This window comes from Xanthomonas sp. NCPPB 3583 (assembly GCF_041475715.2).
GTDB classification, from domain to species: Bacteria; Pseudomonadota; Gammaproteobacteria; order Xanthomonadales; family Xanthomonadaceae; genus Xanthomonas; species Xanthomonas euvesicatoria.
This window is the reverse complement of sequence record NZ_CM191263.1, coordinates 166165-190849: the sequence shown is the minus strand read 5'-3', so window position 1 is coordinate 190849 and position 24685 is coordinate 166165. Positions and strand designations below refer to the sequence as shown.

Here is a 24685-nt window from a genome sequence, read left to right as displayed (position 1 = left end):
CTTTGTTCCTCTTCCGCCAGGACCAAGTAGCTCAATCTTCCGGCGGCTGGCAGGAGTCGCGCACGATCAGGTGCGGCCGCACGCTGGCGGTGGGCAGCTGCGGGGCGTTATCGGGCTGGATCAGCATCGCCGCGGCGGTGCGGCCGGTGTCGCGGGTGTGGCGGCGCACCGAGGTCAACGGCGGCCACAGCCGCGAGGCCAGCGAGCTGTCGTCGTAGCCGATCACCGAGAGCTGGCGCGGGATACTGATGCCGGCGCGCAGGGCGACCTTGTAGATACCGGCGGCCATTTCGTCGTTACCGGTGAAGATGGCGGTGGGGCGCTTCTTGCCCAGCAGCAGCTTTTCGGCCGCCGCCACGCCCGATTCGAAGGTGTAACCGGCTTCGACGATGCGCTCGGGCGGCAGTTCGATGCCGCGCCGGGTCAGCGCGTCGGCAAAGCCGGAGGTGCGCTCGATCGAGGAGCGGTAGGCGCTGGGGCCGGTGACCAGGGCGATGTCGCGGTGGCCCAGCGAAAGCAGGTAATCGGCCGCCTCCGCTGCCCCGTCGCGGTCGTGGGTGATCACCGTCTGCGAGGTGGTGTCCAGCGCGATCGAGGCGATGCGGGTGTAGCGGCAACCGATCTCGGCCAGCATGTCGGCCAGCGCCTGGTCTTCGGAGGCGCGTGGCACCAGGATCACGCCGTGCAGCTTCTGCGCCTGCGCAAAGCGGCGCACGCCTTCGATATAGCCGGGACTGCGGCTGTCGCAGGGGTGCACCACCAGTTCGAAGCTGGAACCGCGCAGCGCGTCCAGCGCGCCGTACTGCATGTCCACGATGTATTGCGCGGTGGGGTTGTCGTAGACCATGCCGATCAGGAACGAACGGCGGAACGCCAGCCCGCGCGCGAGCGGATCCGGCGCATAGCCGACCTCGCGCATCAGCGCCTCGACCTTCTCGCGCGTGTCCTGCCGCACCAGCGGCGAATTGTTGATGATCCGCGAGACGGTCTTCTTGGACACGCCCGACATCCGCGCGATGTCGTTGATCGTTGCGACCCGACCCTTCGGCAGGCCAGGCATTCCCTCTTCAGGCATCTTGCGGGCGGGCATAGCGGTCAACCAGTAAAGTTGATTGGATTCTACCGGCCCGACGGCCGGCAGACCTGAGCGAAGCCTGCCGCTGCACCGGGTCCGCCGTGACGGGCCCGCCACAGCAGGCAGCGCCACGACATGCCCGCCGATGCAGAACGGTCAGTCCAGGGCGCGGTAGCGGAAATTGCGGAATTCCACCTGGCCGGGGCCTGCGGCATACAGCGCCGGCTTCAGGGCCAGGAACTTGCCGGCCACGTTGTGGTGGTAACCGGACACTTCCATCTGCACCGGGTACTTGGTCCAGGCCTTGCCATCGGTGCTGCTGTGAATGGTGACGATGTGGCGGTTGTTGGTGACGCGCAGCCATAGCGTGCCGCCGTTGGTGCTGGGCGCCAGCGTGGCCGGGCGTTCCTCGCCGTAGCGATGCATGACGAACTGTTGCCCATTGCTGCCGACGCCGGCATAGAGCTTGTCGCTGTAGAACAGCAACGCCCCGCCCTGTCCGCCCGGCGATACGGTCATCTGCACTTCGAACTGGTAGGCCGGGTCGGTGGCGATCACCGTCAGCGGCGAAGCGTCGCGCGGCGCGCTGCCCTTGCCCTGCAGCCGCAACACGCCATTGCCCACCTGCAGGCGCTTGGCCTCGTCGGCGGCCGGATTGAAGAACGCCCACTGCGGGCCGAGCGTGCTGGCGCGGAAATCGTCCGACAACGCCAACCCGTGCGGCAGGGCCTGCCCACTGGGCTTTTTCAGCGGCGTGCCCAGGTCCCCACCCTTGGCGACGAACCAGCCATCGGGCGTCCATTCGATCGGGTCCAGCAGCGCCTGCCGGCCTAGCGTCCAGTAGCCGTTTTCGTAGCCGTGGTAGAGCATCCACCAGCGCTTGTCGGTGCCCTCCACCAGGGTGGCGTGGCCGCGCGACCACCACGGCTCCTGCGCGCTCCTGGTGCGGGTGATCGGGTTGTTGGGCGCGTTCTGCCAGGGGCCGTGGATCGAGCGCGAACGCGCAGTGATCACCATGTGCCCGGTCGGCGGGCCGGCGGTTCCGCCCACGGCGGTGGTCATGTAGTACCAGCCGTTGTGGCGGGTGATCTTGGGGCCTTCCTGGGCGTAGCCTTCCACGTCCCAGCTTTCCGGATATTTCCAGCCGTCGTAGACGTGCTTGGGGGTGCCGACCACCTTCAGGCCGTCATCGGACAGCTGCACGTAATCGCCGCCGCTCAGGAACAGGTAACGCTTGCCGTCCTCGCCCACTGCATGGCCGGGGTCGATGTATTTGCCCAGGCCGATGTCGATCGGCGCGCTCCACGGGCCTTTGATGTCGTCGGCCCAGACCACAAAATTGCTGCGCTCGCCCTGGTCGCCGCGCCGCGCCGGGAAGTAGATGTAGTAGCGCTTGCCGTGCTTGATCAGGTCCGGTGCCCAGATCGCGCCCACGTTCTGGGTGATGGCGTGGCCCAGCGGCTGCCAGTTGACCAGATCGCGCGAGTGCCAGATCGGCAGGCCCGGGTAGGCATCGAACGAAGACAGCGTGAGGTAGTAATCATCGCCATCCTTGAGCACCGACGGGTCGGGATGGTCGCCGGCCAGCACCGGATTGAGAAAGCTGCCATCGCCCTGGTCGGCGATGCGCTGGTGCTCGATACCGCGCTTCCAGTCCGCCGCAGCGCTCAGGCCGGCGCACAGCAGCAAGCCGCCGGCCATCGGCCAACGCCATCGGGATGAAATGGGACGCACACGCATGCTCTCTCCTAGTCCCGGATGCCGGGCTTTACCACGATGGCGCGCAATGCCACCGGTTAACCAGATGCGACAGAGCCTCCCGCCGGCAGCGACGCCTGACGCGCCTGCGTGTGGATGGCAGGCGCTCGTTACCACGCGAACAAGCCGTACCGACCGCCCGTTTGCCGTTACGCAATCACGCAATCGCCCCAGCTCAGGCGCGCAGGGCGCGCGGCAGCCACAGCGACAACTCAGGGAAAAAGGCAACGATCAACAGCACGCACAACGCCGCCAGCCAGAACGGCCAGATGGTGCGCATGCTTTGCGCGATGGTGATCTGCCCGATGGAAGTACCGATGAACAACACCGAGCCGATCGGCGGCGTGATCAGGCCGATACCGCCGGCCAGCACCATCACCAGGCCGAAGTGGATCGGGTCGATGCCGTAGGCCTTCACCACCGGCAGGAAGATCGGCGTGCAGATCAGGATCTTCGGCGCCAGGTCCATGAACATGCCCAGCAACAGCAGCATCACCACGATCATCAACAGCACCATGTTCTTGCTGTCGGCAATGGCCTGCAGGAACTTCACCGCTGCCGCAGGCACCTGCAGATAGGCCAGCAACCAGCCGAACACCGCAGCGGTGGCGATCACGAACAGGATCACGCCGGTGGTGCGCGCCGCATGCGTCACCGCCGCGAAGAACTCGGCCCAACGCAATTGGCGATACAGCAATGCGGTGACGATCAATGCGTACACCACGGCAATGGCGGCGCTTTCCACCGCGGTGAAGATGCCGGCGCGAATCCCGATGAAGATCAATCCGACCAACCCCAGGCCGGGCAGCGCACCGATCAGGCGCAGGGCCACCGCACGCCAACCGGGAAAGGCTTCGGTGCCGTAGCCGCGATGACGCGCCACTGCATAGCCGGTCACCATCATCGCGGCGGTCATCAACAACGCCGGAAAGATGCCGGCCGCGAACAGATCGGCAATCGACAAGCCGCCGCCGGCTGCGGCCGAGAACAGGATCAGGTTATGCGAAGGCGGCACCAGCAAGGCCACCAGCGCAGCGGTCATGCTCACGTTCACCGCGTAATCGCGGTCGTAACCGCGTTTGATCATCTGCGGAATCATGGTGCCGCCCACCGCCGAGACATCGGCAATCGCCGAGCCGGAGACGCCGCCGAAGAACAGCGACGACAGCACGCTGACCTGGCCCAGACCGCCGCGCACACGCCCGACCAACGACGAGGCCAAGGCGATCAGGCGTTCGGAAATGCCACCGCGCAACATCAACTCGCCGGCGAAGATAAACAGCGGGATCGCAATCAACGACGCCGAGCCGCTACCGGCAGAAATCTGCTGCACCAGCACTACCGTGGGCAGGTCCAGATACAGCAGCGTGGCCAGTGCCGCCGCGCCCAGGGCGTAGGCCACCGGCACGCCGATCAACAGCAGCACCACGAAGGTGCCCAACAACATGGCGATGCCCATCAGCGCACTCCTCCAGCATGGACCGGGCGCAGCACACGCCACAACTTGAACACGGCAAACAGCACCATCAGCGCACCGCCGATCGACAGCGGCAGGTAGTTGATGCTCTGCGGCATCTGCGCACCGGCCATCTTGATATCCAGCCCGTCCAACAGCAGCGCCGCGCTCCACCACGCCAGCACCGCGCCAATGGACATGATCATCAGCGGGCGGATCACTTCGAACATCTTGCGCACCAGCGGCGGCACGTGTTCGCCCAGCAGGTAGAAGCCGAAGTGGCGGTTGGTATGCACGCCGGCCGCCGCGCCCAGGCTCAGGGCGGTGCTCAGCAGCAACAGGGTTACCGGCTCGGTCCAGCTGGGCGAGTCGTTGAGCACGTAGCGGGTAAACACCTGCCAGCCCTGCACGACCACCAGGCCCAGCAGCGCCAAGGAGGCCACGCCCACGGCGATATCGGAAACGCGGTCCAGCGCGCGCTGCAACGGCGCGACCGGGACGGCAACAGTCTCGGGTTCGGTCATCGGGTCACCTCTATGCGAAATCGCGGATGCGGCGGTACAGCGCTTCGATCTCCGGCTGCTTGCGGTATTCGGCCAGCAGCGGGGCAGCGGCGGCGCGGAACGCCGGCATGTCGACCTGGTTGAGCTTCACGCCGTAGTCGATGACCTGCTTGCGCGCCACCGTCTCGGAGGCATCCCACAAGTTGCGCATCACCGGCACCGAGGCACGCGCCAGTTCCACCACCAGGCCGCGGTCGGCCGCGCTCAGCGATTGGAAACTCTGGCGCGACATCACCAGGATGTCCGGCGCGTAGGAGTGTTCGCTCTGCGACCAGTAATGCGCGGCTTCGAAATGCCGGCTGGACTGGAAGCTGCGCATGTTGTTTTCCGCACCGTCGATCATGTGCGTTTCCATCGCCGAGAACGTCTCGCCCAGCGACATCGGCGTGGGGTTGGCGCCCAGCATGCGCATCAGCTTGAGGAAGATGTCCGACGACGCCACCCGCAATTTCAGGCCCTTGAGATCTTCCGGGCGATGCAGCGGATGCTTGGTGTTGTAGAAGCAGCGCGCGCCCGAATCGTAGATGGCAAGACCGACCAGATCGCGCTGCTCGAAGCTGCGCAGCACGCTGTCGCCGACATGCCCGTCGATGGCCCGGCGCAGATGCGGTACCGAATCGAACACATACGGCAGGCATAGCGCCTGCGTGAGCGGGAAGGTGTTGTTCAACGCGCCCGAATACACACGGGTGATGTCGATGGCGCCAAAGCGCGCCATGTCGATCGCCTCCGACTCGCGGCCCAGTTGGCCGGAGTGGTACTGGCGCAGCTTGAGCCGGCCATGGGTGCGTTCTTCCAGCTGCTTGCCGAACCAGCGCACCGCTTCCACGGTGGGGTAATCGCCGACGTGCACATCGGTGGCGGTGAGCAACTGCCCGCCGGGAATCGGCGTGGTGGCGCCGGCACCCAACCAGGGGGCGGCAGCCGCGGCGCCGAGCCCGGCACCAAGAAAATGTCTGCGTGTGATCATTGGCGCCCTCCCAAGCGTCTGGTCACGGGGGCCGCCGTCAACTGGCGGACACAGCCGTACAGGAAATATCGCCGATGCCGGCGAAGCGAATCAGGGCACGCTGCCCCACTTCGATGTCGTGGATACCGGTGGCATTGCCGGTGGCAATCAGATCACCGCGCTTGAGCGGACGCCCGCGCTGTGCCGAACGGCTGAGCGCAAATGCGTAGGCCGCGCGCAGGCCGCCGGGCAAGGTGGTGGCGCCGCCGGTGCCGACCACCTGGTCGTCGATCAGCGTCTGCGCAGTGAGCGCAGCCTCGTCGCGCGCCAGCCAATCGGTCACTTCCGGGCCCAGAATCAGGCCGTTGTTGTTGCCGAAGTCCGAAATCACCACCCGCGGGCCCAACTGGTTGATGGTGGCCAGCGGGCTGCTGGCGATTTCCACCCCGATGAACAAGGTGGCCGGCACCTGCGCGGCCTGTTCCGGGGTGAAGTGGGTCTGCTCGGCCGGGGCATCGGCGCCGAGCACCAGCACATATTCGGCTTCCACCGCGCCGAAGCCGCCGACAAAGATCGGGAACTCGGTTGTTCCACCGGTAGCATTCCAGACCTTCTGCGAGAAGATCGGGCCAAGCAGGCGCTCGTCGCCGGACGCATCGCGGCGCTCGGCGGCGATATACCCCACCTTCCAGCCCACGACATGGTCGTGCCATTGGCTGATGGCGATGTCCTGCACCTGGTAGGCGGTGACCAGATCGTCGGGGATTTGCCCGGGAAAGTCAGGCAGCGATGCCCCTGCACGGCGTGCTTCCACAAAGCGCTGGGCGATGGCGGACAGCGTGGATGTGGACGGTGGCGGAGTGGCGGCGTCGTTGCTCAAGGGTGTCTCCCCGATAGGTGTCTTGTTGCACTGCCAATCGACAGCGGCACGGTGTGCTGTATATGGTAAACCGGTGTCATTGGCAATGTGCACTGCGGCATTGTGGTCGCGGTGACGAAGTGGCCCTGGGAGGGGTGAATGGAACAGACACGCCAAACGCGGGCTTTGACCGCGCTTTCGCGCGCCACGCGGCATGGCCTGGCGCTCGTTGTGCTGGGCGTGCTGCTGGCGCGCCCCGCGCCGGCGGCCGAGCGACCGAGCGCCGACACTGCCGCCGAACAGGCCAGCCGGATCGCGCTGTGGCCAACGCCGCTGGCACCGGGGGATACGGCGCTGCCGCAACCGCAGCGCATCGTCGAGCGCAGCAGCGACCCGGCGCAGCCGGATCGCTACATCCAGCAGGTCAGTAGGCCGTACCTGGTGGTCTACCGGCCCAAACAGCCCAATGGCACCGCCCTGCTGGTTGCGCCTGGCGGCGGCTATCAACGCATCGTGCTGGACAACGAGGGCAGCGCGCTGGTGCCCGGTTTCGTCGACACCGCCGGCATCACCCTGTTCGTGCTGCGCTACCGGCTGCCGGGCGAAGGCCACCCGAACAGCGCCGACGTGCCGCTGGCCGATGCGCAACGTGCCTTGCGGCTGATCCGCGCCAATGCGGCGCGCTATGGCATCGAGGCGCAGCGCGTGGGCGTGATGGGCTTTTCGGCCGGCGGCCATGTCGCCGCCAGCCTGGGCACGCGTTACGCCGCGCAGGTGTATCCGCCCATCGACGCGGCCGATGCACTGAGCGCACGACCGGACTTCCAGTTGCTGATCTACCCGGTGATCGATATGGATAGCGCCAACGCGCACAAAGGCTCACGCGAACGCCTGATCGGCAGCGCCCCGAGCCAGGCGCGGGTGCAGGCCTATTCGCCGCAGCTGCACGTGGACGCGCACACGCCACCCACTTTTTTGCTGCATGCGCAGGACGACAACGTGGTGCCGGTGCGCAACAGCCTGCTGATGCACGCTGCGCTGCTGCGCGCCGGGGTGCCCAGCGAGCTGCACGTATTCCCGCAGGGAGGCCATGGTTTCGGTGCCGCCAGCGGCAGCGGTCTTACCGTGTCCGCATGGCCGCAGCTGGCGCAAGCCTGGATCGCGCATGTCACCAAGCCGCAGCCGCCTGTAGCCAAGCCTGCACCACCTTCACCGGCGAAGGAGATGGGGCGATGACGACCCAAGCCACCCCCGACACGCGACGCCGCACGCTGCTGCGTGGTGGCCTGCTCGCGACTGCGGCAGCAACGCTTCCCGGCTTCGCTGCCGCGGCCGTACTTGCGCCGCCACGCGACGATGGCGCGCCGCTGGCACGCGTGCGTGGCGGCGCGCTGCGCGGCTACCGCGACCAGGGCGTCTGCGTGTTCAAGGGCATCCCGTATGGCGGCGACACTGCCCCGCGGCGCTTCCAGGCGCCGTTGCCGGAGACGCCGTGGCACCACGTGCGCGATGCCAGCGGATTCGGTGCAGCGGCGCCGCAGCTCAAGGCCAACGAGCCCACCAGTGAGGACTGCCTGTTCCTCAATGTGTGGACACCTGGCCTGCGCGATGGCGGCAAGCGGCCGGTGTTGTTCTATATCCACGGCGGCGGCTACACCACCGGCTCCGGCAGCGACCCGCTCTACGACGGCGTGCGCCTGTGCAAGCGCGGCGATGTGGTGGTGGTCACCGTCAATCACCGGCTCAATCTGTTTGGCTACCTGTCGCTGGCGCAGCTGGGCGATGCCGCTTTTGCCGACTCCGGCAATGCCGGGCAGCTGGACCTGATCCAGGCCCTGCAATGGGTGCGCCAGCATGCGGCCGAATTCGGCGGCGACGCCAACAATGTCACGGTGTTTGGGCAATCGGGCGGTGGCGCCAAGATCGCCACGCTGATGGCGATGCCGGCCGCGCGCGGGCTCTTTCATCGCGCCTGGACCATGAGCGGGCAACAGGTCACCGTGGCCGGGCCGCGTGCGGCCACCCAGCGCGCGCAACTGTTGCTCGATGCGTTAAAGATTGCGCCAGGCGAGATCGCGCGCATGCGCACGCTGCCGGTGGCCCAACTGCTGGCTGCCGCGCAAGTGCGCGACCCATCGCGGGTGGAAAGCAACGCGCTGTATTTCGGCCCGGTGCTGGATGCGCGCAACGTGCCGGTGCATCCGTTCTGGCCAACGGCGCCGGTGCAGTCGGCACGTCTTCCGATGGTGATCGGCAATACGCGCGATGAAACACGCGGCTTTCTCGGCAACGATGCGAAGAACTTCGCGCTGAGTTGGGACGAGTTGCCGGCCAGGCTGGAGGCGCAGCAATACGTGGACCTGTTGCCGCAGGTGATCATTGCCGAATATCGGCGCCTCTATCCGCAGTACACGCCGTCGCAGGTGTTCTTCGCAGCCACCACCGCCGGCCGCTCGTGGCGCGGCGCTGTCGAAGAAGCCGAGGCGCGTGCCCGTCAGGGCGCGCCCACCTGGGTCTATCAACTGGATTGGGGTTCGCCGCTGGATGGCGGCAAGTTCGGCGCCTTCCATACCCTGGATATTCCGCTGGTGTTCGACAACGTGCGCCAGCCGGGCTCGCGCACCGGCGATGGTGCCGATGCGCAGCGCATGGCCGAGCAAATGAGCGAAGCGCTGATTGCGTTTGCCCGGCATGGCGACCCCAACCGCCGCGGTGCGCCGCACTGGCAACCCTATTCCTTGAAACGGCGCGAAACGCTGGTGTTCGATACGCCAAGCCGGTTGGAACTGGATCCACGTGGTGGCGAGCGCGTGTTGTATCAACAAGCACCGTTCATTCAACGCGGGACGTTTTAATTGCCATGCAGCGCAAACACCATGCGCTGCGCGCGGGCCCGGCCCTCAACGCGCCGCGGGCACCGGCGCGTCTGCCTCCATCACGCCTTCGCGCTTGAGCGCTTCCCACAGTGCCGGCGGAATCGCCACCTGCATCGAGGTTGCATTGGCGCGGGCCTGCTCGGCCGTGCGCGCACCGGGAATCACCGCCGACACCACCTGCGGAGCTGCAGCAAATTGCAGCGCAACGGTGCGTAGATCCACGCCATGCCGGTCGCAGATGGCCAGCGCTTTCTGCCGCTTGGCAGGCGCCCATGGCGGAATGGTGCCGTCGTAGAGATACCGCTCGCGCCCGGCCAGATAGCCAGCCAACAATGGCGCACCGACCACCACCGAGGCGCCATGCTTTGCGATCTTCGGGAAGGTGTCATGCAAGGCCTGCGCATGGTCGAGCAGCGAATACTGGCAGGCGAGCAGGAAGATGTCGGGGTCGGCTTCTTCGATTGCGCGCAAGGCCGGCTCAGGACGATTGACGCCAAAGCCCCAGGCCTTGATCAAGCCCTCCTTGCGCATCTTGGTCAGCTCCGGCATCGCGCCCTTCACCGCCTCGGCGAACCGCTGCTCCCATGGCATGCCCAGGTCTTTTTCGTTCTCCGGCGAGAGATCGTGGATATATGCGATGTCGATCTGCGACACCCCCAGACGCTGCAGGCTGTCTTCGATCGAGCGCCGCACACCGGACGCGCTGTAGTCATAGCGATAGTCGAACGGCGAAGGTTGCTGCCACATCGTCTTGGGCGGCGTGTCGGTCGCGGTGAGCAGGCGCCCGACCTTGGTCGACACCACGTAATCGTCGGCCGGATGGTTGTGCAGATGATGGCCGGTACGTCGCTCCGACAAGCCCAGCCCGTACCAAGGCGAGGTATCGAAATACCGCACGCCCGATTCCCATGCCGCTGCCAGCGTTTGCTCGCTCTGGGCGTCGGTGGCAGGCGCAAAGCCATTGCCGATGGCCACGCCACCGAAGCCGAGACGACTGCGAGGCCGGTAGCGTGCGCCCTCGACGCGCGGATTGGTCGGCAATGCGCCCGCATCGGTTTTCCCGCGCGTGGGCATCACGCTGCCGGGCGCCGATGATTGCGCCATCAACGGTGCAGCGGCCAATGCCGCAGTACCGGCCGCGGCAGCAGAAAGGAATTGGCGACGTGTATTCATGGGGAATCCCTTGCAACAACGTGGCCCACGAGCATGGCCCCGCCGATGTGCATGCCAAGTCAGCGGACTCAGCCCAGGGCCAATGGCTGCACGTGCGCGCGCGGCGCGCCATCGCCCAGCCAGAGCATGGCCACGCTGATCGGCAGACTGAAGCGACGCGGCCCGGCGCTGCCCGGATTGAGGTACAGCACCCCATCGTGCATGCGCACCGACGGCTTGTGCGAATGGCCGCTGATGACCACATCCGCCTGCACCTGCGGTGCCAGCGTCTTCAGATCGTGCAGCACGTGGATACGCACACCAGCGATGTGCAGATCCAGCGTCTGCGGTAAGCCGTTCGCCCACGGCTTGTCGTCGATATTGCCTGCGATGGCATGCAGCGGTGCCAGTGCCCGCAACGCCTCAAGCACCTGCGGCTTGCCCACATCGCCGGCGTGGATGATCTGCGAGCAGCCCTTAAGCGCGGCAAGCGCTTCGGGCCGAAGCAGGCCATGCGTATCGGAGATCACGCCGATGCGCGTGCCGGTGCCCGTCTCGCCATCACCGTGTTTGCGCGTGATCATCGGGATGACCTGCTGCTGGATGACTTGCTGCGCAAGCGTCCGCCTGCACAGACCCATGCCATCACAGTCGAGTGGGAGCGCAGCAATGCAAGCGATGCCAGCACATGGCCCACCCTGTCGATGAAAGCTGGATGCATGACGCAGCTGCCGCCTACCACCAGGCCAGGTGCCCGGTGGTAGGCGCAGGAAGCATCAGCCATACGGCGTCAGCACGATGGCGCCCAGCGGTGGCAACAGCAGCGGCAGCGATTGCGCGTGCCCATGCATGGATTGCTGCTCGGCCGTCACGCTGCCGCCATTGCCCAGGTTGCTGCCGCCGTAGATGCCGGCGTCGCTGTTGAACACCTCGCGCCACTGGCCGCCTTGTGGCACGCCGATGCGATAGCCGTGCTGCACGACCGGAGTGAAGTTGATCACCACCAGCACCGGTGCGTCGCCACGTTTGCCCTTGCGCAGGAACGCCACCACGCTATTGCCGGCATCGTCGCCCACCACCCAGGCGAATCCGGACGGATCGTCGTCGTGCGCATGCAGCGCCGGGTATTGCACATACAGCCGGTTCAAATCGCGCACCAACGTCTGCACACCACGATGGCGAGGGTCGTCGAGCAAATGCCACGGAAGGCCGGCGTCGTGGTTCCACTCGGTCGGTTGACCGAATTCGCAGCCCATGAACAGCAACTTGCGCCCCGGGTGGGTGAACATGAAACCCAGGTACGCACGCAGGTTGGCGAAGCGCTGCCAATCGTCGCCCGGCATGCGGCCCAGCAACGAACCCTTGCCGTGCACCACTTCGTCGTGCGAGATCGGCAGCACGAAGCGCTCCGAATACGCATAGACCATGCTGAAAGTCAGCTCACCGTGGTGGTAGCGGCGATAGATCGGATCCAGCCCGGCGTAATGCAGGGTGTCGTGCATCCAGCCCATGTTCCACTTGTAGTGAAAGCCCAGGCCGCCGTGCGCCACGTCGGCGGTGACACCGGGAAACGCAGTGGATTCCTCGGCAATCATCACCGCGCCCGGTGTGTGCTCGCGCACCACCTCGTTGAGCCGGCGCAGGAACGCGATGGTCTCGTAGTTCTCGCGCCCGCCGTGGATGTTGGGTATCCACTCGCCGGCGTTGCGGCTGTAATCGCGATACAGCATCGAGGCCACCGCATCCACGCGCAGGCCATCGACGTGATAGCGCTGCAGAAATTCCATCGCACTGGCAATCAGGAACCCGGACACCTCGCGGCGGCCGTGGTTGTAGATCAGCGTATTCCAGTCGCGGTGGAAGCCTTCGCGCGGGTCGGCATGCTCGTACAGCGCGGTGCCGTCGAAATGCGCCAGCCCGTGCGCATCGGTGGGAAAGTGCGCCGGCACCCAATCGACGATCACGCCGATGCCTTCGCGATGGCAGCGGTCGACAAAGCGCGCAAATCCATCGGGTGTCCCGAAGCGCGCGGTCGGCGCGAACAGACCCAATGGCTGGTAGCCCCAGGAGCCGCCGAACGGATGCTCGCTCACCGGCATCAACTCGACATGGGTAAAGCCCATATCGGCCACGTACGGAATCAGGCGATCGGCCAGCCCGTCCCAATCCAGATCCAGGCCTGCTTCGCGCAACCACGAGCCGGCGTGGATCTCGTAGATGCTCATCGGCGCGTCATGGGCCTGGCGGCGCGCACGCGTGGCCATCCAGCCGTCGTCGCTCCACTGATGCGGCGTGGGATCGGCCACGATGGACGCAGTGCCCGGCGCAAGCTCCGCGCGGCGTGCCACCGGGTCGGCCTTGGCCGGCAGTTCGTGCCCGTGCGGACCGCGCAGCTGGTACTTGTAATGTGCGCCGGGGCCGACGTCGGGCACGAACAACTCCCACACGCCGGCCTGGTGACGCAGCCGCATCGGATGACGGCGCGCGTCCCAGCTGTTGAAGTCGCCCACCACCGCCACGCGCGAGGCATTCGGTGCCCAGACGGCAAAGCGCGTGCCGCGCACGCCGTCCACTTCGACCACGTTGGCGCCCAGCGCGTCGGCCAATTGCAAGTGGTGGCCTTCGCTGATCAGGTGCAGGTCGAAGTCGCTGAGCTGCGGGCCGAACGCGTACGGGTCGGCGGTCTCCTGCTCGCCACCGGGCCAGCCGATGCGCAGGCGATACCCACCGTGCGCCGGCAACTCGCCGGCGAACAGGCCCGGCTCCGGGCCGGCGTCCAGCGCCACCACCTGCCCATCGTCGAGCACCGCACTGACCCGGTCGGCGCCGGGTAGATAGGTGCGCAACAAGCGCCCGTTGTCGGACGGGTGCGCGCCCAATACCGCGAACGCGTCGCCATGGCGCGCCTCTGCCAGGGCGCGTACCGCGCCGGGATCCCATCGATTGCTCACTGCTGTCATTACTCCACTCATCATGTGTCTCCTGCACCGGCGCGTGCGCGTTGCAGGATGCGTCGCAAGCCTTCGATCGGCACCATCAACCAGCCAGGGCGATTGGCCGCTTCATAACGCACTTCGTAGCAAGCCTTCTCCACCAGGAACAACAAGGTGGCTGCATTGAACGCCGCCGGCGCAATCCACGGATGGGCGCTGGCGTCGAGCACGGCATGGTAAGCGTCCAGGAAGGCTTGTGTGGAGCGGCGGCGGAATTGCACCAGAAATTCGTCCAGGTGCGTGTCCACGCCAACACCCGCGCGGGCGGCGGTGCCTTCCTCGCCACGTGCCGACACTTCGCTGGCGTAATCGAGCGAGCGCAGGAAGCCAGCCACGTCGCGCAGCGGGCTGGCCTTGGCGCGGCGTTCGGCCAGCGGCTTGGCCGGCTCGCCTTCGAAGTCGATCAGCACCACATCGTCGAAGGCCACCAGGATCTGGCCCAGGTGGAAATCGCCATGAACGCGCGTGAGCAAGGAATCGGCCAGCACGCTCGGCGCCCTGGCGAGCAAGGCATCCAGCTGCGGGCGCTCGGCGAGCACCGCCTCCAGCGCCTCGCGTTCGGCGCTGTCTTCGCTGCCGGCCAGGCGTGCGTTGACGGTGTCCCACATCTCTTCGACCTGGCGTCCCACGCCGGCCACCACATCGTTGGCGGTGGGCAGGTCGATGCGTTGCGGCGCGAAGTCGGCATCGTCGGTGGCGCGCGACAGCGCTTCGTGCAACTCGGCCAGGCGCTTGCCCACCACGGCGGCGAAGGCATCGTAGCCGGCGACCGCTTCGGCGCGCGCCTCGTCGGTCTGCGCGGTGGCGTATTCGTCGAAGCTGCGCGCCAGATGGTCCAGCGTCCAGCGCCAGGCATCGCCCTGGTTGCGGATGAAGCCCTGCAACAACGCGATGGTGGTGACGGTGCCCTGCGCGTCGATGCGGCTGACGCTGCCCAGCAGTGGCGCGGCATTGGCATAGCCCATCTCGGTCAAGCGGCGGCCGATCTCGATCTCCGGGTTCGCGCCTACGGCCACATGCCGCAGCAGCTTGAACACGGCCTTGTCGGCGACCACCAGCGAGCTGTTGCTCTGTTCGGCCGACAACCAACGAATCTCCGGATCTTGCGGGATATCCAGCGTTGCCAGTGCCGGGGTGGCTTCGAAACAGACCTGCCCCTGTTGCGAGGCATCGTCGCCGTCGCAGAAGTCCAGCGCTGCATTGCTGCGCAGCGCATCGATCACACCGCGCACCATGGGCTTGAGCGCAAACGCATCGGTGAGATAGCCCACCTCGCGGCCCTGGCGCACGCGCGCCAGCGCCAGCTGCTCGGCCAATGTGCTCGGCTGCTCGCGCTCCCACACGATGCCCACCGGCAGCATGTAGCGCTCGTGGCGGCCGTCTTCCAGCTCTACCTCCAGTTCCAGCAGCGTCATCGGCTCATCGCCCGGCAACGGCGTGCGGCGCGCGATGCGCACGCTGCGCAGCGCCTGGTCCTTGGCCGAGAACCAGCGTCGCGCCGATAGCCACGCCGGCAGGATTTCGCCTTCCAGGGTGGGCAGATGCGGCAGCAGTGCGGCGCTTTCGTCGGCATCGCTGCGCAGCACCAGCGTGCGGTAATCCGGCAGCGGCACCGGGCTGGGGACATGCCAATCGGGCAATGTGCCTTCGCTGACCAGCTGGAAGGCGTAGAAGCCGAACGGCGGCACCGTCAGCAGATAGGTCAACCGGCCGATCGGCGGGAAGCTGCCGCCACCGATGATGTCCACCGGCACCCGGCCCTCGAACTCGGACAGATCCAGCTCCACCGCCTGCAAGGTGTGCGAGAGGTTGGCCACGCACAACACGGTTTCATCCTGATAGCAGCGCAGGTACGCCAGCATGCGGCGGTTGCCCGGGTACAGGAAGCGCAAGCTGCCGCGGCCGAAGGCCTGGTAGCGCTTGCGCACGCTGAGCACGCGGCGGGTCCAGGTCAGCAGCGAATGCTGGTCGCGCATCTGCGCTTCCACATTCACCGCCTGGAAGCCATACAGCGGGTCCATCACCGGCGGCAGCACCAGCTGCGCCGGGTCGGCGCGCGAGAAGCCGCCGTTGCGGTCGATCGACCACTGCATCGGCGTGCGCACGCCGTCGCGGTCGCCCAGGTGGATGTTGTCGCCCATGCCGATCTCGTCGCCGTAATACAGCACCGGCGTGCCGGGCATGGTCAGCAGCAACGAGGTCATCAATTCGATGCGGCGGCGGTCGCGCTCCAGCAGTGGCGCCAGGCGGCGGCGAATCCCCAGGTTGATGCGGGCGCGGCGGTCGGCGGCATAGGTCTGCCACAGATAATCGCGCTCCGAATCGGTCACCATTTCCAGCGTCAACTCATCGTGGTTGCGCAGGAAGATCGCCCACTGGCAGCTTTCCGGAATCTCCGGGGTCTGGCGCATGATGTCGGTGATGGGGAAGCGGTCTTCGCGCGCGATGGCCATGTACATGCGCGGCATCAGCGGGAAGTGGAACGCCATATGGCATTCGTCGGCATTCTGGCCGAAATACTGCTGGGTATCTTCCGGCCACATGTTGGCTTCTGCCAGCAGCATGCGGTCCGGGTATTCCGCGTCCAGGGTGGCGCGGATCTTGCGCAGGATCGCGTGGGTTTCGGGCAGGTTTTCGTTGGAGGTGCCCGGGCGCTCGATCAGGTACGGCACCGCATCCAGACGCAGGCCATCCACGCCGCGATCCAGCCAGAAACGCATCACCTCCAGCACCGCTTCCAGCACCGCCGGATTGTCGAAGTTCAGATCCGGCTGGTGCGAGTAGAAGCGATGCCAGAAGTATTGCCCGGCCACCGGATCCCAGGTCCAGTTGGATTTCTCGGTATCGCAGAAGATGATCCGCGTGCCTTCGTATTCCTGGTCGGTGTCCGACCATACGTAGAAGTCGCGCTCTGGCGAGCCAGCGGGCGCATGACGTGCGCGCTGGAACCAGGGGTGCTGGTCGGAGGTGTGGTTGATCACCAGCTCGGTGACGATACGGATGCCGCGCGCATGCGCCTGCGCCACCAGCTGCTCGAAATCTTCGATGCTGCCGTAGTCCGGATGCACCGCCATGTATTCGGCGATATCGTAACCATCGTCGCGGCGCGGGCTGGGATAGAACGGCAGCAGCCAGATGGTGTCTACGCCGAGTTCGGCGATGTAGTCCAGCTTGGAAATCAGCCCCGGAAAATCGCCGATGCCGTCGTCGTTGGAGTCGAAGAACGACTTGACATGCACCTGGTAGATGATCGCGTCCTTGTACCAACGCTGGTCGGCAACCACGGCGGACTGCTCTGCGTCGGCTTGTAACGATGCCACTGCATTCATGCGACCTCTCCTGCGCGGATGCGCCATAACGCGAACGGTCGCGTTGCCTCTAGACGGATGTGTTGGTATTTGCCGTGCCACGCGAAACGATGGCCATCCCACAGATCGTCCACGGCGACGCTGGCGTGATCGGGCAGGCCCAGTTCCCACAACGGAATCTCGATATCGGCGTCCTGCCCGGCGTGCGGATCCAGATTGATCGCCACCAGCACCATGCTGCGGCTGCGCGACAGGTAGCCGGCATCCAGGAATTTGCCGTAGTACAGCACCTGGTCGTTATGCGCCTGGTAGAAGCGCGTGCCCAGGTGCGACTGCAGTTCCGGATGCATGCGGCGCAGCTGGTTGAAGCGGGTGATCTCCTCGACGATGTCGCCGGGCGCACGTTCGGGCCAGGCGCGCAGCTGGAATTTTTCCGAGTCCAGATACTCTTCCTTGCCCGGCGCCAGCGGGGTGGCTTCGCAGAGTTCGAAGCCCTGGTACATGCCCCATAAGCCTGAGAGCGTGGTGGCCAGCGCGGCGCGGATCAGATGGCCGTTGCGCCCACTGGTCTGCAGGAACAGCGGATTGATATCCGGCGTATTGACGAAGAAATGCGGGCGGAAGCATTCGCGCGGCACGCCCTTGTTCAACTCTTCCACATAGGCCTGCAGCTCGTGCTTGTGGTTGCGCCAGGTGAAGTAGGTGTAGGACTGCGAGAAACCGCATTTGGCCAGGCGGTACATCATCTTTGGCCGCGTGAAGGCTTCGGAGAGAAACACCACATCCGGGCGCCGGCCGCGCACATCGGCAATCAGCCATTCCCAGAACGGGAACGGCTTGGTGTGCGGGTTGTCGACACGGAACAGCGTGACGCCTTCGTTGACCCAGAACAGCACCGCGTCGCGCAGCGTATTCCACAGGTCCGGCACCGCGCCGCTGGCGTAGAAATCGACGTTGACGATGTCCTGGTATTTCTTGGGCGGGTTCTCCGCGTACGGAATCGAGCCATCGGCGCGCCAGGTGAACCAGTCCTTGTGCTCCTTCAACCACGGGTGATCCGGCGCGCACTGGATGGCAAAATCCAGCGCCACTTCCAAGCCCTGCGCACGCGCGGCCTGGATCAGACGGCGAAAGCCTTCCAGTCCACCGAGTTCGGCGTGAACTTCGGTATGCCCACCATCGGTCGCACCGATCGCATATGGGCTGCCGGGTTCGCCTTCCACCGCCGTCACCGAGTTATTGCGGCCCTTGCGGTTGTTCAGGCCGATCGGATGGATCGGCGGCATGTACAGCACGTCGAAGTTCATCGCACGGATGTGCGGCAAGCGCTTGATGACGTCATCGAAGGTGCCATGCCGGCTCGCATCGCCACTTTGCGAACGCGGGAACAGTTCGTACCAACTGGCGAAGTGCGCCGCGCGGCGCTCGGATTCCACCCGGAAGGTGACCGGATATTCCGAGCGGAATGGCTTGTCGTCGGCCAGCGCCATCGCCTGCGCGGTGTCCGGCTCCAGCACGATGGCCAGCTGCTGCAGGGGTTCGCTCTGCGCACCGATGCGGGTGAGCACTGCCTGCAGGCGCTCGGCCAGTGCACCGTCGCTGCGCGCCTGTGCGGCCTGCACTGCCGCAATCGCCTCCTGCACATCGACCGGCAGGACCGTATTGGCAGCACGTTTCTTTTCCAGATCCGCATGCAAGGTGGCGAAGACGTCGCGCCAGGCTTCCACGCGAAATTCGTAGGTGCCGATGCGTTCCAACGGAAACTCGGCCCGCCAGCGGTCATTGCCCAACGCACGCATTGGCGCGCTGGCCCAGGTCTTGGCGTCTGCCGGACGCCACAGCACCGCCACCGCGATGCGGTCATGCCCATCGCAGAACGCGTCGGCCTCCACGCAAATGCGGTCGCCCACCGTGCGCTTGACCGGAAAACGGCCGTTATCCACCGACGGCGTCACCGACTCGATGCACACGCGTGGCCAGGTACCGGCGGTCTGCGCACGCGGGCGCATGCGCGGCACGGCCAGCACATGGCGCGCCGGCACGCTGCGATACACGCGCACTTCGCCCGGCTCTAGCGCCTCCAGCGTGGCCCCGGACAAGATGCGGCCATCTTCGGCCACCAAGGCCTCGGCATCGCCGAGCAGCCGCAACAGGTCTGAGGCCGGCACCGGCACCACATGCCGGGTGTCGCCGTTGATCAGTAACAAGGAGGGCAAGCCGCCCAGCGGCTCGATCGCCACCGCGGTGAGCCCGGTCGCCTCACGCAGCAGCGGGCGCAACCGCATGCCAGCATTGCTGGTTGGCAGGCCGTCGGTGATGCGGATCGACGATGGCAATGCCGCCAGGTGCGCATCGTCCAGCAGCCATGCCCCGCCCAACGCCAGCGCCAGTTGCCAATGCTGCTCGGGCGCCGCGGCGCGCTTGCCATCGGGCGCGTCCAGCACGGCAACGACCTGCGCCGCCAACGCACGCAGTGCGCTGTCTTCGTCGAAGAACCAGCTGCCGCGGCCATCCCACCAGGCAAGCGACGAAAACGCCACATCGAACCCGGCACCGGCCAGCTGCTGCAAGGCCTCCAACCCCAGACCCGGCGTCCACGCCGCAAACACCACCTCCGGCGCCTGCGCGTGCACGCGCGCGATCAACTCGCGCCAGCGCTGTACTGGCACCTGCTGCGGCTGCAGCAGCCGGAAGCCACCCACGCCCTGGCCCACCCACTCCAGCAGGCGCGCACTCCACCATTCCACCAGCGCCGCACCTTCCTGTGCGTAGGCAAAGCGGGCTTCGGCCACTTCCGGCGTCGCACGCGGCTGACGCGGGTCCGGAACCGCGGTGCTGCGCGCGCGGAACCACTGTGGGTTATCGCGCACCACCGCACTGGCACCGCCCACTTCGTCCAGGCGCACATCGATCAACAGCTTTACCCCCGCACGGCGCGCCGCCTGCACCGACTCGTGCAAGCGCTGCATTTGCGTCGGGGCACCGGCCGCCGGCTCGATCAAACGGCCTTCGGCATCGCGCTCGAAGGGCGCGGCCATCACCACGTAATCGCAGCCAGCCTCGCGCGCCGCCACGCAGCGCTGCTCCAGCCCGGTCGGGTCCTTCAGTGCGTCATTGAGAACACAGATGCGCATGGCGCCCCCTCAGCGAACAACGGCGCGCAGGGGCGCCATTACGAGTGAAGCCAGCGCCTGCTTGCCGTTTGGCAGTGATGCGAGCCTTTGCTCACCACACCCCGCACCATCGCCTACACGTACCGAACCTTGCCGTATTGACACATGCCGGCACGCTGCCCGACCGACCCTGCCACCCGTGACTGCACTCATGCGCGACTCCGCAACGATTCTTGACCCATGCAGTCAAGCACCCCCACTGCGAATTTCATGTGTCGGTGGAGTTGACGAAAATCAAACAAGCGCGGCTGTGGTGTGTCAGTGGAGCGCCTACCATCACCGTTGACGATCGCGTGCGCTTATTGGTGACAGAGGCCACGTAAGGAGGCCTGACCCACACACTGCAGGCCAACATCTCGACCAACTGAGGAGTACATCAGCTGGGTCGCTGCCACCGAGACAAGCGCGTCTCTCAACGCCGTTCGTCTCGCTGGCCAATGGCATCGGATCGAGCAAGTACCTTCAGTATCAGACCTTGCGCATCAGTGGGCCTGACGTCCATGTGACATAACGCTTGAGCGATACCAGGAACACGGCGTGCTCTGCTGCATTCACGCTGCGTGCTCGTCCAATGACAATGGACCGCTAAAACCATTCCATTGATTATTTTTCAATTGATTTGCAGGGAATTCTCTCTGCATTCGACACCAGCATGCTCGGCCGGTCTGCGTCGATTGCATAGATGCGCTCGCAAGACGAAGTACCCGAGCGGCCCGCTTTTCATTCGTGGCGAGCCATGTCTCGTAACCAGACCTTACGCTACACAATCACACGCAGCTCACTTTTCAATTGACAACATGTTGTCGACTTGAGAAAGAGCCTTCGTATGCAGACCGACAACGAGCATGTCCGCGCGTTGGCGCTAGCAGTGTTCGCGGCCAATGGCCGCTTGGTCAGCGCTGGCAACGAGCTGGTTGCCCACCTGGGGCTCACCAGTGCGTGGTGGCAGCTGTTAGCCGCGCTGCGTTACGCACCAGCGCCGCTGCCCGCTGCTTCCATTGCACGCAACATGGGCCTCACCCGGCAGGCAGTGCAGCGCATCGTGGATGTACTTGCCGAGCAGGGGCTGGTCGAGTTCCAGCCGAATCCACATCACCTACGCGCCAAGCTCGTTGTCCTTACCCGCGCAGGCATCAAGGCCGTCAGCGGCGCCGAAAAGGCCGTTGCCCCCGTCGATCAAGCCATTGCGGACAAGATCGGCATCAATCGCATCCGCGATGCCGTCCGCACCCTTGAGGAGATGAGCGCTGTCATCTCGGAGTATCTGGGTGAAGCGCCCAGCGCTTCCAGTTCCATCGTCAAACTGCAGGAGTAACGCAATCATGATTCTGGTATCAGGTGCCACGGGTGGTATCGGCGGCGAACTGTGCAGGCTCTTACAAGAAGTCGCCACGCCGTTTCGCGCGATGTGCCGCAAGCAGGAGCAGGTGGACAACCTGCAGCAGAAGGGCATGGATGCCGTGTTGGGCGACTTCGACACACCCGAAACGCTGCAAGGCGCAATGCAGGGCTGCCACACGCTGTTTCTCATTACCCCGCCCACTCCCGAGCAGGTCGCTCAGGAGACGGCCGCCATCGATGCAGCCAAGCGCGCCGGCATCGGTCGGATCGTGAAAGTGTCGGCATCCGATTGCAACGTGCGTTCGCCGGTACCATGGGCGAAATCGCATGCGCTGATCGATCACCATCTGCGTGCGTCAGGCATCGCGTGGACCATCCTCAAGCCCACCGCGTACATGCAGAATTTCCTGTGGTTCAAGGATCCGATCGCCAAGGGCCTATTTCCGATGGCGGCAGGCCAGGGCAGCGTATCGTGGATCGACACCCGCGACATCGCACGCGTGGCGGCCACGGTACTGACCGAAGAAGGGCACGCAGGTGCAACCTATTTCCTCACTGGTCCCGAGACGCTCGACATGCAGGCAGCAACCTCGCGCCTATCGAAAATCATCGGGCGCAAGGTGCGTTATCTCGACCTGCCAACGCCTGTGTTTCGCGTATTGATGCGTGCGACCGGCAACTCGCCGTGGATGGCCAAAGGCCTGACCGTGCAATTCGCAGATGTGGTGGCAGGCCATCACGACATCGATCCCACGTTCGAGGTCAAGCGACTCACCGGGAAGCGCCCGCATACATTCGATGACTTTGTTCGCGATCATCGGCAGGCGTTTGTGGGTTAGCCATTGGGGCCAGAGCAAGGGCTTCCAGTAGGTCCGATCCGCCTTTTTGCCCAGACTCTGCTTCCAGTGGACCTATTTAACGGCCTAAACCCGCCCCCTTTTTCTTGCCCTTTGTGTCTTCAATTTTATCCAGCTCTGGGGGGCCGCCGAAAGGGATCATGCTGGCTTCAAGTTAGGTTTCCCCCGTACTCTCAGCGGGTATTTTGCGTGAAAAATAGCCAACGCACCCGATGCCCACCGTGGAAAAATATTCTCCCTGCGGCTCTTCCATATCCGGACGCCACAACGCAAGCTCAAGTTCTGGAAACACGTAGCTGTACCCCAACTCTTTATCAAAAGGATCGAAAGGAGTAACTGCAAGGAATTTCTCGACGAGCCTTGATGCTGGCGTACTAAATACACGTTGGCCGAGGCACAGAACCTCAAATCCGCAATTCGCGGAGAGCTCTATGAACTCCACGCTCGGCTCGATGCCCCCATAAAAAACCTGAAACCCGTTGTGATGTCATGCGTCTGTAGGATAGGCAGACGTGGGAACTTTTCTGAAGCTAGTTGGAGGCGCCCCCATGACAGCATGAACTTCGGCGCGGGACATGCCGAGCTTTACAAGGCCGACACCAGCCGATGGAAAAATTTCAATAACTGTCATAACACCAGACGGATAGATTAAGACAAGTTCTGCAAAGCACGACAACGGCGATAATGGGTTCAGATTAAGTTTTTAGGTAACCCCGGCACCGTTTCTTTCACGTTGTAGATAAGCGCATAGCGCCTGCCACGCTCACTGGGAGCACAGCCACCTGAGCGAGCAAAACAGGGCAGAATGTGCTCCCTGCGCACGAACATATAACGCTACTGCGTTCACTTCCCACTGATCGAGGCGTGGGAGCTCAACGGCGCATAAAGGTGTTGTGTGTGGTGCGATGTCCATGGCAAACAGGGCGTGGCGCTATTCCCGCTGGCTCAGAAGCAAATTCCTGAGTCAGCGGGCAACCCCGTCAAGGTGTGTAGCCCCACTGCCCGATGATGGCTTCCAGGGTGGCTTGATTCACCGGGACGACACCTGGACATGTCATCAGATATGTCCGGCGCGCCGCCGCTGTGGCCGCCGAATCGAAGTGCGGGTCCCATATCTGGATGGCGTGGAAGGCTGCGATCGGCGCTGCGCATTCGGCACTCGGTGTGCCGAAGCCGGACACGGCGGCCATGCAAAGAAAAACCGAGCAAGGATCTGCGGTCTGAGCGCGAGCTGGGGCAGCCAGGCCTAGGCCGAGAGCCACAGCTAGTGCAAAGGTGGCGCCAATAGAACGTGGCTTCATGATGAATACCTCCCTGGTAATGGTTGAAATGACATGCATGTCTCTGGGCAACTTGCGCTAGGCGTGGCTCAGCGAGACAGCTCCCAACGCCGCTTGCTATGGCGTCGGCTGGTCACCTGGTTTTCCGTCTTCGCCGAATGGCGGTGGTCAGGTTATCACGTCGACCGTGCGCGGTGTGAGGATTTGGCACGGCTGGCGAGCCACCGGGACAATGGACGCTGGCGGCAGTCCAGCCCTGCGGGGCGTAAGACGCGCGCCGCCTGATCCTTCCGTCTGTGACTGCATTCGACCGCGGCCGCCATGCTCATGAGCGACATGAACCAGCGTTGCAAGGGTTCTGCCATCACGACGCCCTGTGACCGCCGCGTGGTGATGGGATGTGGGCGAAGACTGCAGTTAATTTGACTTACTAGTTGCTCCTGACTGCGTTGCTCTGCCGCATGAAACTAAATACAAAACTCCAAATATTGATCGGCTCATACGCCTCGGAGATGGGCGTGCGATCGAGGTAGCGCCGCGGCGTGATCGAGGGGTCGAGCGAGTGCCAGCCGATTTCGTGGGCGGCGGCACAGTCGCACGCATCTGACCTCTGGGTTAAGCCGCTCCCCAAAACAGGTTGGCATTCAATAGATCTGCTAACGTGATAGAGGATCTCTAGCTGGTTGGGTCATAGATATCCAGGCCTAAGGAAATACCTCTTTGTCCAAGCGCCAACAGGGCTTTAGCGGAAAGCGCTAAACCGTCATTCCTCCCAGCCATGAAGATGCCGCAGAACAGATCGGGCTGATAGCGATTGCTCAAGTGTTCCCACACGGTCAAGTCTTGGGTGAGCTGGTTCAGGATTTCGAAAATCTGTGCCTCGAGATCCTCAGGCTCGCGTTGCGTTGAAGTCAGTCTCCAGCTGCCAGTCTTGGCAATGCGCACTGCGCCGTTCTTCAACTTAAGTTCTTGCCCTTTATGCTGGGAGGCTGTGGGGCTGCCCGAAAGCAACGCGCTGATCTCGTCAGGCACCAGATCGTCTCCA

18 protein-coding genes are annotated in these 24685 nt (G+C 64.7%); 4 read left to right on the top strand and 14 right to left on the bottom strand.

What is annotated here, in order from left to right; genetic code table 11:
- Positions 1–31: 31 nt before the first annotated feature.
- The 6 genes from ACCQ07_RS00795 to ACCQ07_RS00770 all read right to left on the bottom strand — a co-directional run bounded on the left by ACCQ07_RS00795 (position 32) and on the right by ACCQ07_RS00770 (position 6681).
- On the bottom strand, positions 32–1090 hold the full coding sequence (locus ACCQ07_RS00795; RefSeq protein ID WP_011345890.1) for a LacI family DNA-binding transcriptional regulator: 1059 nt from the start codon (positions 1088–1090) through the stop codon (positions 32–34).
- A gap of 141 nt (positions 1091–1231) precedes the next feature.
- Positions 1232–2815, bottom strand: a complete 1584-nt coding sequence (locus ACCQ07_RS00790) for a family 43 glycosylhydrolase (protein ID WP_011345889.1) — start codon at positions 2813–2815, stop codon at positions 1232–1234.
- A gap of 193 nt (positions 2816–3008) precedes the next feature.
- Positions 3009–4292, bottom strand: coding sequence for a TRAP transporter large permease (locus ACCQ07_RS00785; RefSeq protein ID WP_008574485.1), 1284 nt, complete (start codon positions 4290–4292; stop codon positions 3009–3011).
- Complete coding sequence (locus ACCQ07_RS00780) at positions 4292–4813, bottom strand: TRAP transporter small permease (protein WP_008574483.1); 522 nt, start codon at positions 4811–4813, stop codon at positions 4292–4294. Before ACCQ07_RS00780 ends, ACCQ07_RS00785 begins: the two co-directional genes overlap by 1 nt.
- A 10-nt stretch (positions 4814–4823) precedes the next feature.
- Positions 4824–5822, bottom strand: coding sequence for a TRAP transporter substrate-binding protein (locus ACCQ07_RS00775; protein ID WP_008574481.1), 999 nt, complete (start codon positions 5820–5822; stop codon positions 4824–4826).
- 37 nt (positions 5823–5859) lie between these two features.
- On the bottom strand, positions 5860–6681 hold the full coding sequence (locus ACCQ07_RS00770; RefSeq protein WP_008574478.1) for a 2-keto-4-pentenoate hydratase: 822 nt from the start codon (positions 6679–6681) through the stop codon (positions 5860–5862).
- 138 nt (positions 6682–6819) lie between these two features.
- Between ACCQ07_RS00770 and ACCQ07_RS00765 the strand changes: the two genes are divergently transcribed.
- Together ACCQ07_RS00765 and ACCQ07_RS00760 are read left to right on the top strand one after the other, a co-directional pair.
- Positions 6820–7896 (top strand): alpha/beta hydrolase, encoded by a 1077-nt coding sequence (locus ACCQ07_RS00765; RefSeq protein WP_372363697.1) that lies wholly within the window; start codon positions 6820–6822, stop codon positions 7894–7896.
- The gene (locus ACCQ07_RS00760) at positions 7893–9515 is read left to right on the top strand and encodes a carboxylesterase/lipase family protein (RefSeq protein ID WP_372363696.1); all 1623 of its coding nucleotides are present in this window, start codon (positions 7893–7895) and stop codon (positions 9513–9515) included. The genes ACCQ07_RS00765 and ACCQ07_RS00760 overlap by 4 nt, the downstream gene beginning before the upstream one ends.
- A 45-nt stretch (positions 9516–9560) precedes the next feature.
- Here ACCQ07_RS00760 and ACCQ07_RS00755 read toward each other — a convergent pair whose 3' ends face one another.
- From ACCQ07_RS00755 to ACCQ07_RS00735, 5 genes are all read right to left on the bottom strand, one after another.
- Positions 9561–10709, bottom strand: a complete 1149-nt coding sequence (locus tag ACCQ07_RS00755) for an aldo/keto reductase (RefSeq protein WP_372363695.1) — start codon at positions 10707–10709, stop codon at positions 9561–9563.
- Positions 10710–10777: 68 nt separating this feature from the next.
- Positions 10778–11272 carry a metallophosphoesterase family protein gene (locus ACCQ07_RS00750; protein ID WP_014088967.1) on the bottom strand — a complete coding sequence of 165 codons (495 nt, stop codon included), beginning with the start codon at positions 11270–11272 and terminating at the stop codon, positions 10778–10780.
- A 192-nt stretch (positions 11273–11464) separates the two neighbouring features.
- A complete protein-coding gene (gene glgB / locus ACCQ07_RS00745; protein ID WP_046932016.1) occupies positions 11465–13648 on the bottom strand; it encodes a 1,4-alpha-glucan branching protein GlgB in 2184 nt (727 codons plus the stop codon).
- An 11-nt stretch (positions 13649–13659) separates the two neighbouring features.
- Positions 13660–17010 (bottom strand): maltose alpha-D-glucosyltransferase, encoded by a 3351-nt coding sequence (gene treS, locus ACCQ07_RS00740; protein ID WP_008574468.1) that lies wholly within the window; start codon positions 17008–17010, stop codon positions 13660–13662.
- On the bottom strand, positions 17007–20123 hold the full coding sequence (locus ACCQ07_RS00735; protein WP_372363694.1) for a maltotransferase domain-containing protein: 3117 nt from the start codon (positions 20121–20123) through the stop codon (positions 17007–17009). Before ACCQ07_RS00735 ends, treS begins: the two co-directional genes overlap by 4 nt.
- Before the next feature lie 865 nt (positions 20124–20988).
- Here ACCQ07_RS00735 and ACCQ07_RS00730 point away from each other — a divergent pair.
- Both ACCQ07_RS00730 and ACCQ07_RS00725 read left to right on the top strand, forming a co-directional pair.
- Positions 20989–21477 (top strand): MarR family winged helix-turn-helix transcriptional regulator, encoded by a 489-nt coding sequence (locus ACCQ07_RS00730; RefSeq protein ID WP_372363693.1) that lies wholly within the window; start codon positions 20989–20991, stop codon positions 21475–21477.
- Between the two features lie 7 nt (positions 21478–21484).
- Positions 21485–22342, top strand: coding sequence for an SDR family oxidoreductase (locus ACCQ07_RS00725; protein WP_372364103.1), 858 nt, complete (start codon positions 21485–21487; stop codon positions 22340–22342).
- Positions 22343–22514: 172 nt separating this feature from the next.
- On the opposite strand, the gene ACCQ07_RS00720 is transcribed toward ACCQ07_RS00725, so the two are convergent.
- The 3 genes from ACCQ07_RS00720 to ACCQ07_RS00710 all read right to left on the bottom strand — a co-directional run bounded on the left by ACCQ07_RS00720 (position 22515) and on the right by ACCQ07_RS00710 (position 24672).
- Positions 22515–22802, bottom strand: coding sequence for a hypothetical protein (locus ACCQ07_RS00720; RefSeq protein ID WP_372363692.1), 288 nt, complete (start codon positions 22800–22802; stop codon positions 22515–22517).
- Between the two features lie 538 nt (positions 22803–23340).
- Positions 23341–23550, bottom strand: a complete 210-nt coding sequence (locus ACCQ07_RS00715) for a hypothetical protein (protein ID WP_014088960.1) — start codon at positions 23548–23550, stop codon at positions 23341–23343.
- Positions 23551–24315: 765 nt separating this feature from the next.
- A complete protein-coding gene (locus ACCQ07_RS00710) occupies positions 24316–24672 on the bottom strand; it encodes a DUF4279 domain-containing protein (protein ID WP_244149636.1) in 357 nt (118 codons plus the stop codon).
- Between the last annotated feature and the right edge of the window lie 13 nt (positions 24673–24685).